Here is a 16,100-nt window from a genome sequence, read left to right on the forward strand (position 1 = left end):
TTTACCCCTCTACAGCTCGACCGCGTTGTGGGAAAAGACCGCGAGGTCGTTTTTGAATAAACAGTACTAAACTAATCAGCACCACAATTTTAGCTAACATGGCTCCAGTAATTGGCTCTAAAAATTTATTGGCCAACCCTAAAATTAAGCCAGCAATTAATGTTCCCCATAAATTACCAACACCACCAAATACCACTACCATGAATGAATCAATGATATAATTTTGACCAAGATTTGGGCCAACATTGGTGATTTGTGAAAGAGCAACGCCTGCCAATCCAGCTATACCGGAACCAAGGCCAAAGGTTAGCGCATTTACCCAGCTGGCTTTAACGCCTAAACATCTTGCCATTAATGGATTCATCGAAATAGCTCTGACATTAAGTCCTAAAGCTGTTTTTTTCATAATCAATAACAAAATAATGAAAATGGTTAAGCTAAAACCAATAACATATAGCCGATTAATCGTGAGCGATAAAAAGTCATTGACCTGAATTGAACCTTGCATCCAACTCGGCGTGATTATTGCTTTATTTAACGGTGAAAATATTGTTCTGAATAACTGTTGTAATAATAGACTGATACCAAAAGTGGCTAATAAGGTTTCGAGAGGTCTACCATATAGATATCTAATAACGCTTATTTCTATTAACATTCCTACCGCACCGCATACAAAAAATGCAGCAGGGATAGAGAGAATTAACGCTATGCCGGGATAGTTAGGCAATAGTTGTTGCATCACGTATGTGGTATATGCGCCAATCATAATTAATTCACCATGCGCCATATTAATCACGCCCATAACCCCAAAGGTAATAGCGAGTCCAATGGCAGCAAGTACGAGTACTGCACCTAAACTAATACCAAAATAGACTTGTTCAGTTTTTTCATACATTGCTTTTTTTTGGGTTAATTTATCAAGTAGGTTTTGTGCCGTATCTTTGACTATTTGTGAATCATTGGTGGTAGTCAATTGTTGTAGTTTCTGAACAAAAATAGGGTTAGTCACCTGACTAAGTTGTGTCAGTAGAACCAAACATTCATTTTCATCGCAATTTGTCAGTTTTGCGAATGATAATGCTTCAAGTAATCGCTGTTTAACTTCACTATCTTGTTCTTGAGCTAACCTTTCAACAATGAAATTCATTTGTGATGGTGATTGAATATGTCCGAAAAGCTCTTTCGCTGCAATACGTCTTGTTGGAATAGTATTACTACTTAGCTTCATTTGAAGTTGATATTCGGCAATTAATTGACGAATATTATTGTTAATCGCAATACGTTTAAACTTATTTTTAGGTACATCCAGTACTTGCTTGTTATTCCAATTAACAAATTGATTATCCTTTTTTATAACTAGTGTACTATTGGTCTCCAGCCAGTATAAGTTCCCCTCAACTAATGCATTGAAAAGAGGCTGTATTGTTGCATTATTTTCCTTAATCATGTCACTGATTAATTGTTGTTTTTCAGTTAGTGAACCTTTTGCTAGTTTTTGCTCAAAATGTTCTGGTAGTACTGCTGTTGCTAGATTGGCGATCATCCATAACAGACAAATCAATATTATTCTTTTCATTATTTATTCCTATGCTTCTGCTCGTCATATTGATTAACCAATGATCGGTTTTGTATTTTCATCTTTATTGCAGAGATGTGGTGAGATATAACTCACCATGCATAATTTTTTGGCTTCAAATGATTAATCTTTTAGGCAAACTTTTTTACTCACATCATATTTACCGCATGCTAATGGTGCTCGCCAATCAGCAATCATTGATTTAGAACTAGGTAAATAATCTGACCATTCATCACCAACAATAGTACCTGCTGACTTATATACCACTTCAAATTGACCATCGTTTTGAATTTCTCCAATCATAATAGGTTTAGTAATATGATGGTTTGGCATCATTACTGCATAACTACCAGATAAATTAGGTACTGTTACACCTATTAATGCATTTTGAACTGCGGTTGGATCATCGGTACCTGCTTTTTCTACCGCTTTTACCCACATATTAAATCCAATATATGTGGCTTCCATCGGGTCATTTGTTACCCGTTTATCACTTTTAGCAAAGCTATGCCAGTTATCTATAAATTCACTGTTTAAGTCAGTATCAAGTGATTGGAAATAATTCCATGCTGCTAAATGACCGACTAATGGAGCCGTATCAATACCTGATAATTCTTCCTCACCTACAGAAAAAGCAATGACCGGAAGTTGGTTTGCTGTAATACCTTGGTTAGATAATTCTTTATAAAAAGGAACATTGGCATCACCATTGATGGTTGATATCACGGCTGTCTTTTTACCTGTTGCGCCAAATTTTTTGATATCAGCAATAATAGATTGCCAATCAGAATGACTAAATGGGGTGTAATTAATCATTATGTCACTATCTTTCACACCATAATGGTCTTTAAGATAGGTTTCTAAAATTTTGTTAGTCGTTCTAGGATAAACATAATCAGTACCCACTAAAACCCAACGTTCAATATTAAATTCTTTCTTCAAATAATCTACAGCAGGAATGGCTTGTTGATTTGGTGCTGCGCCGGTATAGAAGATATTTTTTGAGGATTCTTCTCCTTCATATTGTACTGGGTAAAATAGAATACCGTTAAGTTCTTCAAAGATAGGTAATACCGATTTTCTTGATACCGATGTCCAACAGCCGAATACCGCTGATACTTTATCTTTTGCTAGTAGTTCTCGTGCTTTTTCTGAAAAAAGACTCCAATTTGATGCTGGATCGACGACCACTGCTTCTATTTGTTTACCTAACACACCACCTTTTTTATTTTGTTCATCTACCAGCATTAAAAGTGTATCTTTCAAAGTGCTTTCTGAAATTGCCATCGAGCCAGAAAGTGAATGCAATACACCAATTTTAATGGTATTTTCAGCCGCATAAATTAGATTAGTCGTGAATAAGCCAACAGCTAGACAAGTTAACTTAATGGATGTATTTAATTTGCTCATTATTGACATAGTAATACCTCTTTAAACATACAATTGGTGGTGATTTATTGTTATTTAAGGTAATGCAAAAGTTATGCCAAATAGATGATGAACTGTGTTTTTTATTTAATAAACTTATAGATACAATATTTTATACTAGCCATAGACGTTTACGTTGTAGGTTGACTATTGGTATTTTTAGCTTATAAACAATATGAATAAAAATAGATAACGCACTTTATTTGATCGAATGGTCTAAATTGGTGCAGATTAAATATGTCTTTTGACCTGAAGCTATAGTATTGATATGATTGATTAAAATGATATAAAGATGAAAGGTAATCAGATATGAATTACGCCAATAAACAACAACTATTAGATGAAATTAATAAAACAGCTAAGCTATTTATTGATGAATTCAGTGGATTAACCGAAGCGGAAAAAGATAAATTAATTGAAGGTGTTGATCGAACGCCAGCCCAGATGATTGCTTATCAATTAGGATGGTTAGATCTTGTTAAATCTTGGGATGATGCTGAACTTGCTGGGCAAACGCCTATATTGCCAGCGGAAGGATACAAATGGAATCAGTTAGGTGAATTATACCAACATTTTTATAAAATTTATCAAGATGATTCATTACAAGAACTGATCCAATTATTTAAACAGAAACTAGCTACTTGGAATAGCTGGATTGAGTCATTAGATGATAATACGCTTTTTACTAAAGATGCTCGCAATTGGACTAAGCCTTATCCTTCAGCGTGGCCTGTGGCACGATTTATCCACATTAATTCAGTTGCACCATTTAAATCCTTTAGAACTAAAATCAGGAAATGGAAAAAACTAAATTCGCATTAGTAACATCATAACAATTTTTTAAAATGGACAGAAAAAATGGCCTTTTCAGAAACCGAACGCCAACAATTATTAGAATTAAAATTTGTTGGCACTAAAATTATTGAAAGACTTGAAGAGATGCAACTTGATTCTTTTGATAAATTACGCAATGCCTCGTTAGATGAAATTCTTAACAAAGGTGCTTTACTAACAGGATCATCATGTTGGAAAAATAGCCATCAAGCTAAAACAGCCATCCAAAATATTTTGGCTTTGGTTAATCAAAGCTAATTAATATTTGATTCTAACTAATTGCTAACTCTTTGTTTATCCCTATATGTATAGGGAACACATCCAACCGAGGCACCAAAAGCCCTAATTGGGCGGTTTATCCCTATGTATATAGGGAACACGCAAAACTCACTCAAACCGAACTAGCAAGACGCGGTTTATCCCTATGTATATAGGGAACACAATGGTCGAAATTAAACAAAAAAACAAAGGTACGGTTTATCCCTATGTATATAGGGAACACAAGAATTAGAATACAATAAAAAAAGAAAAGAACGGTTTATCCCTATGTATATAGGGAACACTCTAATTATAACTAATTGTTTTATAATTGAAATATACAGACGTCATTTTTTACCGATTTTATTTGTTTAAATTTTAATCAATTTATTAGAAGATAGAATTATTACTTTTTAAATGTGGATTAAATTAATTAAGATAAAAACCTAATTCTTTAGTATAAAAGGAAGATTCTTTTTCTAACTTAATTAAAACAATTATTGCATTAGATCTATGTATTTGTTGTCTTAATTTTTCTAGATGTTGTTGATCAAGTTGTGGAATGTCATTTTTAACCCTAGCCCATTTAGATGCACTAATTGTAAGATGACTTTGTTCCCAAGCATACTCACTACTACTTGAGTAAGGCAGAATTTTATCTTCATGTTGATATGCTAAATAAAGATCAACATTATCCTTTGATAAACGGGTAGAAACTTCAATTTCCTTATCCCATTCACCATTGAATTGTTCACGGCTATAGCATTTATTAAAATTTAATGTGATACTTTTAGCTTGTGAGCTTTGGCCAAGTTGTTGTCCTAGTGCTTGATAAAAAGCTTCTTGTAAACCTTCTGGTGGTTCAAGATCATGGCGATAAACAGCTTCTATAAGTAGTCTCGCATCTTCAGGCATTGTTATAACACCTCTTTCACGTAAAACTCGTTGGGTAAACCATAAATAGGCATGATTAGCGTAAACATATTTAGTATTGCGAAATTCTGGATTATCTAGCCAATCTTCGCTTGGATCATCATCCCACGTTGGTGCAAAAACGGTCAATATTGGTTTGTTACGATCATCAATGGGACGATTTTGCTCTGTAGATGGTTTGATATTGCCTTGTTTATCGCGTACATGCCTTTGTAAACGTCCTGCACGTTGAATCAATAGATCAATAGGTGCAATGTCACTAATCATTTCGTCAAAATCAAGATCTAATGATTGCTCAATGACTTGAGTAGCAATAATAACCTTACCTGTACGAATTGTATGATTTGAAGTTTTCCCCGCCCATTCGATAGTTTTTTGCTCGATAGCCAAACGGTCACAATAAGCAAAACGACTATGAAATAGCAAAATTTGCTTAGTATCAAGATGCAAATTTTGTTGTATTTGTTGATATAAACTAATGGCATCAGCCACACTATTTTTTATCCAACAAATAATTTTTCCTTGCTCAATTGTACTCTTTATTTTTTCTATACCGGAATTGATATTATCAATCCAGTCAATCTTAACTTGTCGCTTTACTTCATCTCTTGTTTCTATTGCTTGTTCGACTAAGCTTTTTTGATTTAGTTGAGTAAATAAAGGAAAAGGTAAATCTGTATTAACTGTTAAAGATGATGGTGTTGATGTTAATCCACTATAGAAGGCGTTAAGCAATTTTTCGCGCAGAAAAAATGGTAAAGTCGCAGTAAGAATAATTGCACTGCCACCTTGCGATGCATGATTATGCAATAATGATTCTAATAGTTTTACCATATAACTATCATAAGCATGAACTTCATCTAAAATAAGTAATTTATGACGCAACCCTAATAATCGCAAAGATTGATGTTTAAATGGCATTACAGCCATCAAAGCTTGATCCAACGTACCAACCCCAACTTCCGCCAGTAATGACTTTTTACGAGTATCGACAAACCATTCATTGCACTCGCTACTGGCTGAATTATCATTGTTGAGATATTTTTGCTGACTAATATTATCTAAATTAATTATTGTTTGAGTAAAAGTCGGATTCATGTAACTTGCACCATGAGCCAAAACCAGTGATGGATGGCTGTCGGCTTGATACAATTGGCCGTAGACCTCTGCCGTTCGTTGATAGATACCATTAGCGGTTGCTTGAGTAGGCATACCGATGTAAATACCGTGTGCTTTCCCGGCAGCCATTAATCGATGTGCCAAAATCATGGATGCTTCGGTTTTACCGGCACCGGTGACATCCTCCATAATAAATAATTCAGGTCCAATATTGGTTAATTGGCAGGATAGTGTTTGTTGTTGTAGTGGTGTCGGTTTTTCTATAAATGGAAACAGGTTTTTAATACCATTAAAAGGAGTAATGGAGGATCTTTTAGGTAAAGTTGCTACGGCTTTTTCAGCATTAGCGAGTGCATAGTTTGCCCAATACTCTGATAACTCCATTGATTTTGAACAAAAAGGGAAAAATTGCTCATTGGAACCTAACCAATCGCTAATAACGGTTATGGCTGCGATTAACCAGCTTAATTTGCTGAGAATTTTGCGAAATTTTTTATCAAAAAAACTAGTGTGGTAGCCAGCTAACCGATTATCTACGATAAACAACTTATTAATTGCTTTAATATAATCTAAAGATGCTTGTTTATCTTGTGAATTAAATGCTAAGTTGCCTTTGGCAATCTAAGATTGGCGGCTTGCCATGGTGGCCGGTCATGATTAATAACCAGATATTATATATTTGGTCAATATTATAATTGTAATGTTCTAATTGGATTTCTGATTCTTGCATTAAATAATTCTTCCATAACCAGTGTCCAAGAGAATCATGTCGAGTTAAATAACTTTTGGCTGGATCTGGGGCGACGAGATTGGGATTATTGTGTTTGAATAATTGCTGAAATCCATTAGCGAATTTGCCAATATCATGCCAAGCTAAAAAATAGGCGAACCAAAGGGCTGCTGTTTCAGTCTCATCTGATGAAAAACCAATCTGTTCAAATAGCTCTGCAGAATTAAAATAATTGTTTTTTACTATATGATATCCACAAGCTGCAACATCTAAATTGTGGTAGGCTAAAAGGTGATAATTATCTGACTGATCGCCTTGTTGGCATTTTCCCCAATATTTGTAGAATGATTCAAGCATTAAAACGGATATCCTTATTTTAGATGATTAACTGGTTGGAATATTTAGCTTAGTATCATTAATGATTCTAAAATAATAAAAGAATATTGATTAAATTGCTAAATTTTTATACTAAAAAACCCCGTTCCTCAAAATTTTTTTATTATGAATCATGACGATTTATTCTTATCTAGTTAAAAATTTGCTTTCTTTAAAATAATATATCTAAAACAAATATTGATAACAATTAATGTTATAATTGCCATTTATTATTAAGTTTATTAATAAGGTTTTGCTCATTCGATTGAAGTTTGGCAAAATAGTTAGCTTACTGTGTGTGATTTAGCGTATTCTAAATCGTTTAAAAATTTTTAATACTCAATAGGGTAAAATCTTATTTTGATAAATTGTTGATAAAACAGGAACTAAATTAGGATGATTAGTCAAAGAAAAAAAAATATCAAAAAGTTATTCATCTCAAGCTGTTTGAGTGGATTATTCTTTTGTTCAATGACTGTCTATGCCGAAGAAGAACCAAATATCACTTTGCTGTCAGATACACCGGTAGAAGCTAACCCATCAACTGAGACCATTGAATCCCAGCCGATTGACAGCATTGAACCGAGCCAACCTATCGAGCATATTTACCATAAAACCATTTTTTCGTTATTGGGTGATCCGAAATATCCTGAAAATTTTGACCATCTAGAATATGTGAACCCCAATGCCCCTAAAGGTGGGATTATCAAACTACATGAAATAGGTACCTTTGATAATTTTAACCGTTTTGCTAGTCGTGGCGCACCTGAACACCATTCTGGTTCGTTATATGATTCTCTTTTTACCTCAACAGCCGATGATATTTCCAGCTTTTATCCACTGATAGCAACTTCAATTACTTATTCTGATAGTTATCGTTGGGCAGAAGTCTCGATTAATCCTAATGCACGATTTCAGGATGGTAAGCCAATAACCGCATATGACGTGGAATTTACTTTTCATAAATTTATGACCGAAGGTGTTTCACAATATCGAGTTTATAACAAAGGGATAAATGTTAAAGCGATAGATGATTATCGGGTTAGGGTGGAATTGCCTGAAACCGATCGTGAAAAATTACTTTCTTTTGTCGGTAGTATGCGTGTTATTCCTAAACATTTTTGGCAAGATCATAATTTTTCTGAGCCGTTAAGTACTCCTCCTATTGGCAGTGGTCCTTATTATATTAGTGATTATAAAATGGGGCAGTATGTAGTTTATAAGCGTAATCCTGACTATTGGGCAAAAGATTTACCTGTTAATAAAGGTTTAGATAATTTTGATGAAAAACGTATCGATTATTATATGGATACGAGTATAGCTTTAGAGGCGTTTAAAGCTGGAGAATACGATTTCCGAGGTGAAGGGCAACCGAAAAACTGGTTTACTCAATATCAAGGAAAATACTTTGATTCAAAGGATATCATAAAGCAAGAAAAAAACGTCGAAACCGCTGTAGATACTAAATGGTTAGCGTTTAATTTGCAGAAAGATCTTTTTAGAGATGTTAGAGTTCGTCAAGCAATAACCTTAGCTTTTGATTTTGAATGGCTTAATCACGCCTTTTATTATGATAGTTATAAAAGACCGTTTAGTTTTTTTGAAAATACTATTTATGCTGCAAAAGGTAAACCTAGTGAACAAGAACTTAAATGGTTAACACCATATAAAGATATTATTCCCGAGCAAGCTTTTGATGAAGCCTACACTATTTCGAAAAGTGATGGACAAGGTTCTAACCGAAATAACTTATTAACTGCAGCTAAATTATTAGAAGAAGCGGGTTGGATCATTAAAGATGGTAAGTTAATTAATGCTAAAACTGAGCAACCTTTTGCGTTTGAATTGTTGACTTATCTAGGTGATGATATTAAATATGCGATTCCATTTCAGCAAAATTTAGCCCGTTTGGGGATTACAATGAAAATAACTTCATTAGATTATGCCCAATTGACGCGCAGAATGCGTGAGCGTGATTATGACATGATGCCACGTAATTATAATGCAATAGATTATCCATCCTCAGATTTAATAATTTTTTGGGGAAGTGAATATTTAAATTCTTCTTATAATGGTTCAGGATTACATAATCAGGCAATTGATTCGATTATTGCTGAAATAATCAAAAATGTAGGTAATCAAAGTGAGTTAATTTCACTGGGACGAGCGCTCGATCGTATTTTAACTCAAGAATATCCGATGATTCCAATGTGGTATAACAGCAAAACTTATTATGCATATTGGAACAAATTTGGGCAACCAGCCATACAGCCAACTTATGCAATAGGTATTGATAGCTGGTGGTATGATGCAAACAAAGCAGCTAGTTTGACAAAGAATAGAGTACGTTAATATGTTGAATTATTTTATCCGTCGATTATTGCTAATTATACCAACCTTATTAATCATTTTGACTATCAACTTTTTTATTGTGCAAATTGCACCAGGTGGCCCCGTCGATCAAGCTTTAGCTATGATAGAGAATGGCCCTCAAGCAGGGCAAGTATTGCTGCCTGGCAGTGAAAATAGCCCTGCTAAGTTGACCGAACCAAAAAATGAATCAAATTATCGTGGTGCACGCGGTTTAGATCCAGAAATTGTGGCAATGATTGAAAAACAGTATGGATTTGATAAACCGCTTTGGGAACGCTACATCAATACGTTAAAGCAATATATCCAGTTTGATTTTGGTAACAGTTTTTTTAAAAGTGAATCAGTATTAAGTTTAATTGCAAAAAGTTTACCTGTTTCTATTTCATTGGGATTATGGAGTACATTAATCATTTATTTAATCTCAATCCCATTAGGGATTCGTAAAGCGGTTAAAGATGGTTCAAGATTTGATTTTTGGTCAAGTACGTTAATTATCATTGGTTATGCAATACCTGCTTTTTTATTAGCCGTATTATTAATTGTTTTGTTTGCAGGTGGCAGTTATTGGGATATTTTCCCGCTGCGCGGATTGATTTCTAATAATTTTGAACAATTAGATTTTTGGGGCAAAGTAAAAGATTATGCGTGGCATATTTGCTTACCGACTATCGCTATGGTAGTAAGTGGTTTTGCCACACTAACCATGTTAACCAAAAACTCATTCTTAGATGAGATTCGTAAACAATATGTTGTCACTGCCAGAGCGAAAGGGTTAAGTGAAAGGCAAATTCTGTATAAGCATGTTTTTCGTAATGCGACCTTGCTTATTGTATCGGGTTTTCCTGCTGCATTTGTTGGCATTTTATTTACCGGTTCAGTATTGATTGAAGCTATTTTTTCGCTTAATGGATTGGGTCTTCTCGGTTATGAAGCAATTATTCAGCGTGATTACCCAGTTATTTTTGGTTCATTGTATATATTTACATTGATTGGGCTTATTACCAAACTCTTATCAGATTTATCTTATATGATAATCGATCCACGTATTGACTTTGAGGCTCGCAACTGATGACTACGCACTATTCAATTAATCAGCTACGTTGGCAACGATTTAAACGCAATCGACGTGGGTATTATTCATTATGGTTATTTTCAATATTATTTATAATCAGCCTATTTTCTGATTTTATATTTAATGATCGACCAATATTTATCAAGTATCAAAATAACTATTATTCGCCAATATTCCATTTTTATCCGGAAACTGAATTTGGTGGGCAATTTCAAACACAAACTAATTATTTAGATCCCGCGGTACAAAATAAGATTGAGTCTGATGGTTGGATACTTTGGCCTCCATTTCGTTATACTCATAATACTGTGATTCATGATACAACCAGCACGTTCCCTACACCACCATCAAAAAACCATCTGCTTGGCACCACCGATGCTGGATTTGATGTTTTAGCAAACATTGCCTATGGTTTTAGAGTTTCAATGTTTTTTGCCTTGTTTCTTACCTTTTTCACCTCCATTATCGGCGTGCTAATTGGCGCAATTCAAGGTTATTATGGCGGAAAAGTTGATCTATTAGGACAACGATTTATTGAGATTTGGAGTGGTTTACCTGAGCTATTTGTGATAATTTTACTTGCCAGTATCTTACCGCTTAATTTTTGGTGGTTATTAGGTATTACGGTGTTATTTGGTTGGATGGCATTGGTCGGTGTTGTTCGAGCAGAATTCTTCCGAACCCGTAACTTCGATTATATTCGAGCCGCTAAAGCTATGGGAGTAAGCGATAGTAAAATTATGTTACGGCATATGCTACCAAATGCGATGGTGGCAACATTAACATTTTTACCATTTATTCTTTGTGGTTCAATTTCAACACTAACGGCACTTGATTTTCTCGGTTTTGGTTTACCAATTGATTCACCATCTTTAGGGCGATTATTACTACAAGGCAAAAATAATTTGCAAGCGCCTTGGTTAGGAATGAGTTCTTTTTTAGTTATTTCCATCTTATTGTCACTGTTAATATTTATTGGTGAAGCAATTAGAGATGCATTCGATCCAAACAAAGGAGTATATCAATGAGTTCTCCTTTATTATCTATCATTGATTTAAGTATTGCCTTTAAAACAGGCCAGCATTCACAAAATCAAGTTGTTGACGCTATTAGTTTTGATATTAATGAACAAGAAACAGTGGCATTAGTCGGTGAGTCAGGCTCTGGTAAAAGTGTAACAGCACTGTCAATATTAAGACTGTTATCAAAAGAGCGAGTGATTTATCCTTCAGGAGATATTATTTTCGAAGATAAATCATTATTACATGCCTCTGAAAAAGAATTGCGTAAAATTCGCGGTAATGAAATTAGTATGATATTTCAAGAGCCAATGGTATCACTTAATCCATTGCATACCGTTGAAAAACAACTTTATGAAGTCTTATCTTTACATCGGGGTATGCGACGTAATGTGGCTCGAGGTGAAATCTTACAATATCTCGATCGGGTTGGCATTAAAGATCCTAAAAGCAAACTGGCTTCTTATCCTCATCAGTTATCTGGCGGTGAGAGGCAACGTGTAATGATTGCCATGGCCATTTTAACTCATCCAAAATTATTAATTGCTGATGAACCAACTACTGCTTTAGATGTTTCTGTTCAGGGACAGATTATTGAATTACTCAAAGAGCTCAAAAAAGAGCTTAATATGAGCATGTTATTTATTTCACATAATTTGGGCATAGTAAAAAAATTGGCAGATAAAGTAGCGGTAATGCGAGATGGCCAAATTGTTGAATTCAATAATAAACAACGTATCTTTTTGCGTCCACAGCATGAATATACTCAAACATTATTAAATTCTCAGCCTAGTGGTGAACCGGTTCCTTTACCTGATACTCCCGGTATATTGCTGAATGTGAATCATCTTAATGTTGAGGTCGTCACTCAAAAACGATTATTTAGCAGCAAAAAGAAAAAAATTGTTGATAATATTGGTTTTGCGGTACATCAAGGTGAGACAGTTGGTATTGTTGGGGAGTCAGGCTCAGGTAAAAGTACCACCGCACTGGCTATTTTACGTTTAATCAAATCAAAAGGTGATATCCTATTTGATAGCCATCCTATCCAGAATTTATCTGGTAAGAAGTTATTACCATTCCGTAGCCGAATTCAGGTTGTATTTCAAGATCCCTTTTCATCACTTAATCCGCGCTTTAATGTTGAGCAAATTATCAGTGAAGGTCTAATGACACATAAAAAATTGACTAAAGCTGAGCGAGAACAAGCGGTAATTGATATTATGCTAGAGGTTGGTTTGGACCCTGAAATGCGTTTTCGTTATCCAAATGAGTTTTCTGGTGGACAACGGCAAAGAATAGCGATTGCTAGAGCTCTAATATTGCAGCCGGAACTATTAATTTTAGATGAGCCAACGTCATCTTTAGATCATACAATTCAAAAGCAGATAATTAATTTACTTAAATCATTGCAAGAGAAACATCATCTTAGCTATCTGTTTATTAGCCATGATCTTGCGTTAGTCTATTCAATATGTCATCAGATTGTGGTTATGAAAGACGGTAAAATTGTTGAACAAGGTTCACGAGAAAAAGTGTTTTATACGCCAGAATCAGAGTACACCAAAGTTTTACTATCATTTTTAGATAAACCACCGAGAAAAGCGACTAAAACGTTAATTCATGCGGATATTATCGAAAAAGCTCAAAAAGTAGGATCACCTGAAAATGTAGAAAAAGATGAACAGTCTGATGAAAAACAACAAGCTCAGCAAGAGCATAAACAAGAACAAAAGGTTAATTGGGAAGACGCATTATTAATGCGAAAAAAATAAATGTACAACTTTGTGGCTTAGCTATAAGCCACTATTAAATATTTAGTTTAGTAAACGAGTTAACAGGTTCATTATGCAAAAAAATATATTCCATTTTTTAACCGTTTCATGTTTATCATTTATCTCAATAAATGCAATGGCATTGACGTGTTCAGATAATCCCGAACAAAATAAAGTAGAGGCAAATAACTATATTTTTAAAATATTAGACTTTATTGATTCAACAGCTAAAGGGATTAAGCAAGAAGTGAGAACTTCAACCATTACATCAGATACTGGTACGATACGTTCAATTGTCAAACATAGTTTAAATTATGATCCAAATGGTTTGATTACAGAAAGTCATTACGATCTTTATTCCGGTGATAATGAAAAACTCTATTCTGAACATCTACAAAAAAACGAATCTGGCTGGCAAAATGTGATTGAGGATATTGAGGATGAAACAAGGAGCACCACTCAATTCAAAATCGATACACAAGGTAGAGTTATTGCCTCTGAACAGATAAAACAAGCGCCCGATTTTACCTTTATTGAGAATGATAGTTATCAATTTGATAATAACAATTGTTTAATTAATAAAAATGTGCAATGGCAGCTAAAAGAGTTGGATGCTAATGGCCAAGTAGTAGGGACAGAGCAAAAAGGTGCTTCGATTTATGCGTTTGGTTATCAAAATCGCCATTTAGCAAAAGTATCGGCGCAATATAGTAATAAAACTAAAAATGAAAGCGATTTTTCTTACCAATATGATGATAAAAATCGATTAAATACAATCCAATCGACTTATTCAATAGTTGGAAAAAATACAACTTATTACATGACTGAATTTTTAACTTTTAATGAGAAAAATGATTGGCTGAGTGCAACACAATCAAAACAAAATAGAAAAAACAAACAAACTAATATAGTTCGGCAGATTACTTATTATTAATCAATTAAACATGGCGTTATCACAAGTGAACTCGATAACGCCAATGAATAAACATCACTCTAGTTTTATCTTACAAATAAAATATAAATCGCATGAGCTGTCCATGCTAACGCTAAACCATACGTAAGTAGCTTTTCTCGCTTTGGATAGATATTAAATTGATGTAACAAAGTTAGAATCTGTTGCAATCCACACCAAATTGGTAGCGAAATCATTAAGCACAAAAATAATTTACCTAATTCAGTATTGGCTAACTTTAAAATATATGAACGCGTTATTGCGTCACCAAAAGGAATGATAAACGCAACAATGATTAATACCACTGGTGCGAAAATAGCTGCCCAAAGCCCACCTAAAGCAAATAATCCTTTGGCCACTTTTGAGTCAGACTGTATTGGTTGAGTTTCTTGATTTTTCATTGATCAAATACCACTTATTTAATTATCAATAATAGTAAGCAATATGAAAGTAAAATGGTTACACCCCATAAGCCAATAATAAGTAAATATCCTTGTTTCTTTTTATGAATATTTTGCTTAAAAATAACCTTTGGCATTAACCTAAACCAGTTTATTGAATGAAATAAAGCGAGTGATAATGCAATACAGTTTAGCACTACAACAACTGGGCTTTGTAAGAAAAAGATAAAACGATAAAACTCATCTTGTCCCATTCTATTTGTATACATACAGATAACACCATACATCAACACCAAACTAACCCAAATCATGGAAAAAGGCGTTAATTTATCAATGATTGACAGAAACAACGGCTGTTTTGTCTGTAACGATGTGATCTCGGACTGTGTACCAGTATTGTTATTATTTAAATCTTTATTTGCTGGATAATTATCATTATTCTTCTTAATCATAACTTTCTCAATGTGAGTAACATTATTATGTAATTAACGTTTCTAGGGCTGAATGTTTAATGTTGTATTATAAACATTAAGTGATTCAAATCGTCAAATTAAAGTCCTGCATAATATCGGTTTTTAAGGTAATAACACTAGGCAGAAAGTGCGTTGAAATGGTTTACATGATATTGCAAATGTGATTAATTAGTAAATTATTTGCTAGTAACAAATAACTTATAATCAATTAAGTATGAGCCTATTGGTGTTTCTTTAACTCTTACTTGAGCTTTAGTACCATATTTGATTTTGTCATTTAAATTTATACATAGAAAAAAGAAATAATTGTTATCTTTATCAAGAATCTTTAAACCATTTTTACAATGCCCATGTTTACCTCTACTTGGCCCTGGTGCGGTAATTTTATATTCAGTGGTATAAATTTTAGATTCAGTAGGATAGAAATAAATAATATCTATTGGTATACCTAAAAAAATTAGGAGATTAAAAGAAAAAATCATAAAAGCACGTGCAAGGTACTGTTTAATTCGTTCTAAAAATGGTTTTTTCAACATTTTTTTTCTAGAAAAAGCGAGAAGAAAACTAAGCATGATGGCTACAGAAAAAAATGAAAATTCAATTTTAGGGAAGATAATAGTTCTTTGGTGTAATCGCAAAGCAAAAAGAATATTAAGAATAAACAAGAGTGCCACTGAAAGCTGTACTATTGCTGTTATATTTTTCTTTAATACAACTTTTTTTAATAGATCTTGATTATAATTTTTAAAGTTTTGTGGCATATAAGATCTCTATCATCTCTT

Annotated in this window: 14 protein-coding genes; 7 read left to right on the top strand and 7 right to left on the bottom strand. The window is 33.8% G+C overall.

Translation table 11 applies throughout. From position 1 onward, the window contains the following. Position 1 precedes the first annotated feature (1 nt). Positions 2–1,576 (bottom strand): urea ABC transporter permease subunit UrtB, encoded by a 1,575-nt coding sequence (urtB, locus tag H3S74_RS04345; RefSeq protein WP_198247328.1) that lies wholly within the window; start codon positions 1,574–1,576, stop codon positions 2–4. 123 nt (positions 1,577–1,699) lie between these two features. Further along, entirely contained in the window at positions 1,700–2,995 is a 1,296-nt protein-coding gene (gene urtA, locus H3S74_RS04350) for an urea ABC transporter substrate-binding protein (protein ID WP_367275203.1), read from the bottom strand. Positions 2,996–3,313: 318 nt separating this feature from the next. Here urtA and H3S74_RS04355 point away from each other — a divergent pair, with 318 nt between their 5' ends. Then, on the top strand, positions 3,314–3,826 hold the full coding sequence (locus tag H3S74_RS04355) for a ClbS/DfsB family four-helix bundle protein (RefSeq protein WP_110447098.1): 513 nt from the start codon (positions 3,314–3,316) through the stop codon (positions 3,824–3,826). A 36-nt stretch (positions 3,827–3,862) separates the two neighbouring features. Then, on the top strand, positions 3,863–4,096 hold the full coding sequence (locus H3S74_RS04360; RefSeq protein WP_110447099.1) for a helix-hairpin-helix domain-containing protein: 234 nt from the start codon (positions 3,863–3,865) through the stop codon (positions 4,094–4,096). A 429-nt stretch (positions 4,097–4,525) separates the two neighbouring features. Here H3S74_RS04360 and cas3 read toward each other — a convergent pair whose 3' ends face one another. Both cas3 and H3S74_RS04370 read right to left on the bottom strand, forming a co-directional pair. Continuing rightward, a complete protein-coding gene (gene cas3, locus H3S74_RS04365) occupies positions 4,526–6,694 on the bottom strand; it encodes a CRISPR-associated helicase Cas3' (protein WP_198247330.1) in 2,169 nt (722 codons plus the stop codon). A gap of 49 nt (positions 6,695–6,743) precedes the next feature. Then, the gene (locus H3S74_RS04370) at positions 6,744–7,235 is read right to left on the bottom strand and encodes a CRISPR-associated endonuclease Cas3'' (protein WP_198247331.1); all 492 of its coding nucleotides are present in this window, start codon (positions 7,233–7,235) and stop codon (positions 6,744–6,746) included. A gap of 414 nt (positions 7,236–7,649) precedes the next feature. Between H3S74_RS04370 and H3S74_RS04375 the strand changes: the two genes are divergently transcribed. The 5 genes from H3S74_RS04375 to H3S74_RS04395 all read left to right on the top strand — a co-directional run bounded on the left by H3S74_RS04375 (position 7,650) and on the right by H3S74_RS04395 (position 14,426). After that, positions 7,650–9,605: an extracellular solute-binding protein gene (locus H3S74_RS04375; protein ID WP_198247332.1), complete on the top strand. Its 1,956-nt coding sequence runs from the start codon at positions 7,650–7,652 to the stop codon at positions 9,603–9,605. A 1-nt stretch (position 9,606) separates the two neighbouring features. Further along, entirely contained in the window at positions 9,607–10,695 is a 1,089-nt protein-coding gene (locus H3S74_RS04380; protein ID WP_110447102.1) for a microcin C ABC transporter permease YejB, read from the top strand. Then, positions 10,695–11,726: an ABC transporter permease gene (locus H3S74_RS04385; protein ID WP_198247333.1), complete on the top strand. Its 1,032-nt coding sequence runs from the start codon at positions 10,695–10,697 to the stop codon at positions 11,724–11,726. Before H3S74_RS04380 ends, H3S74_RS04385 begins: the two co-directional genes overlap by 1 nt. After that, entirely contained in the window at positions 11,723–13,492 is a 1,770-nt protein-coding gene (yejF, locus tag H3S74_RS04390) for a microcin C ABC transporter ATP-binding protein YejF (RefSeq protein ID WP_198247334.1), read from the top strand. Before H3S74_RS04385 ends, yejF begins: the two co-directional genes overlap by 4 nt. A 73-nt stretch (positions 13,493–13,565) precedes the next feature. Continuing rightward, positions 13,566–14,426, top strand: coding sequence for a hypothetical protein (locus tag H3S74_RS04395; protein WP_198200987.1), 861 nt, complete (start codon positions 13,566–13,568; stop codon positions 14,424–14,426). A 65-nt stretch (positions 14,427–14,491) separates the two neighbouring features. Here H3S74_RS04395 and frdD read toward each other — a convergent pair whose 3' ends face one another. The 3 genes from frdD to H3S74_RS04410 all read right to left on the bottom strand — a co-directional run bounded on the left by frdD (position 14,492) and on the right by H3S74_RS04410 (position 16,079). Further along, on the bottom strand, positions 14,492–14,845 hold the full coding sequence (gene frdD, locus H3S74_RS04400) for a fumarate reductase subunit FrdD (protein WP_198191926.1): 354 nt from the start codon (positions 14,843–14,845) through the stop codon (positions 14,492–14,494). A 14-nt stretch (positions 14,846–14,859) separates the two neighbouring features. After that, positions 14,860–15,297 carry a hypothetical protein gene (locus tag H3S74_RS04405; RefSeq protein ID WP_198247335.1) on the bottom strand — a complete coding sequence of 146 codons (438 nt, stop codon included), beginning with the start codon at positions 15,295–15,297 and terminating at the stop codon, positions 14,860–14,862. 197 nt (positions 15,298–15,494) lie between these two features. Continuing rightward, on the bottom strand, positions 15,495–16,079 hold the full coding sequence (locus H3S74_RS04410) for a hypothetical protein (RefSeq protein WP_198247336.1): 585 nt from the start codon (positions 16,077–16,079) through the stop codon (positions 15,495–15,497). Positions 16,080–16,100: the final 21 nt, after the last annotated feature.

Origin of the sequence: Gilliamella sp. W8126, from assembly GCF_016102185.1 — a bacterium.
GTDB lineage: Bacteria > Pseudomonadota > Gammaproteobacteria > Enterobacterales > Orbaceae > Gilliamella > Gilliamella apis_A.

Coding starts and splice junctions, on each gene's coding strand:
- frdD (WP_198191926.1), bottom strand. CDS start 14,845: ATGAAAAATCAAGAAACTCAACCAATACAGTCTGACTCAAAAGTGGCC.
- H3S74_RS04410 (WP_198247336.1), bottom strand. CDS start 16,079: ATGCCACAAAACTTTAAAAATTATAATCAAGATCTATTAAAAAAAGTT.
- urtB (WP_198247328.1), bottom strand. CDS start 1,576: ATGAAAAGAATAATATTGATTTGTCTGTTATGGATGATCGCCAATCTA.
- H3S74_RS04385 (WP_198247333.1), top strand. CDS start 10,695: ATGACTACGCACTATTCAATTAATCAGCTACGTTGGCAACGATTTAAA.
- H3S74_RS04360 (WP_110447099.1), top strand. CDS start 3,863: ATGGCCTTTTCAGAAACCGAACGCCAACAATTATTAGAATTAAAATTT.
- H3S74_RS04375 (WP_198247332.1), top strand. CDS start 7,650: ATGATTAGTCAAAGAAAAAAAAATATCAAAAAGTTATTCATCTCAAGC.
- H3S74_RS04370 (WP_198247331.1), bottom strand. CDS start 7,235: ATGCTTGAATCATTCTACAAATATTGGGGAAAATGCCAACAAGGCGAT.
- yejF (WP_198247334.1), top strand. CDS start 11,723: ATGAGTTCTCCTTTATTATCTATCATTGATTTAAGTATTGCCTTTAAA.
- urtA (WP_367275203.1), bottom strand. CDS start 2,995: ATGTCAATAATGAGCAAATTAAATACATCCATTAAGTTAACTTGTCTA.
- H3S74_RS04395 (WP_198200987.1), top strand. CDS start 13,566: ATGCAAAAAAATATATTCCATTTTTTAACCGTTTCATGTTTATCATTT.
- H3S74_RS04380 (WP_110447102.1), top strand. CDS start 9,607: ATGTTGAATTATTTTATCCGTCGATTATTGCTAATTATACCAACCTTA.
- H3S74_RS04405 (WP_198247335.1), bottom strand. CDS start 15,297: ATGATTAAGAAGAATAATGATAATTATCCAGCAAATAAAGATTTAAAT.
- H3S74_RS04355 (WP_110447098.1), top strand. CDS start 3,314: ATGAATTACGCCAATAAACAACAACTATTAGATGAAATTAATAAAACA.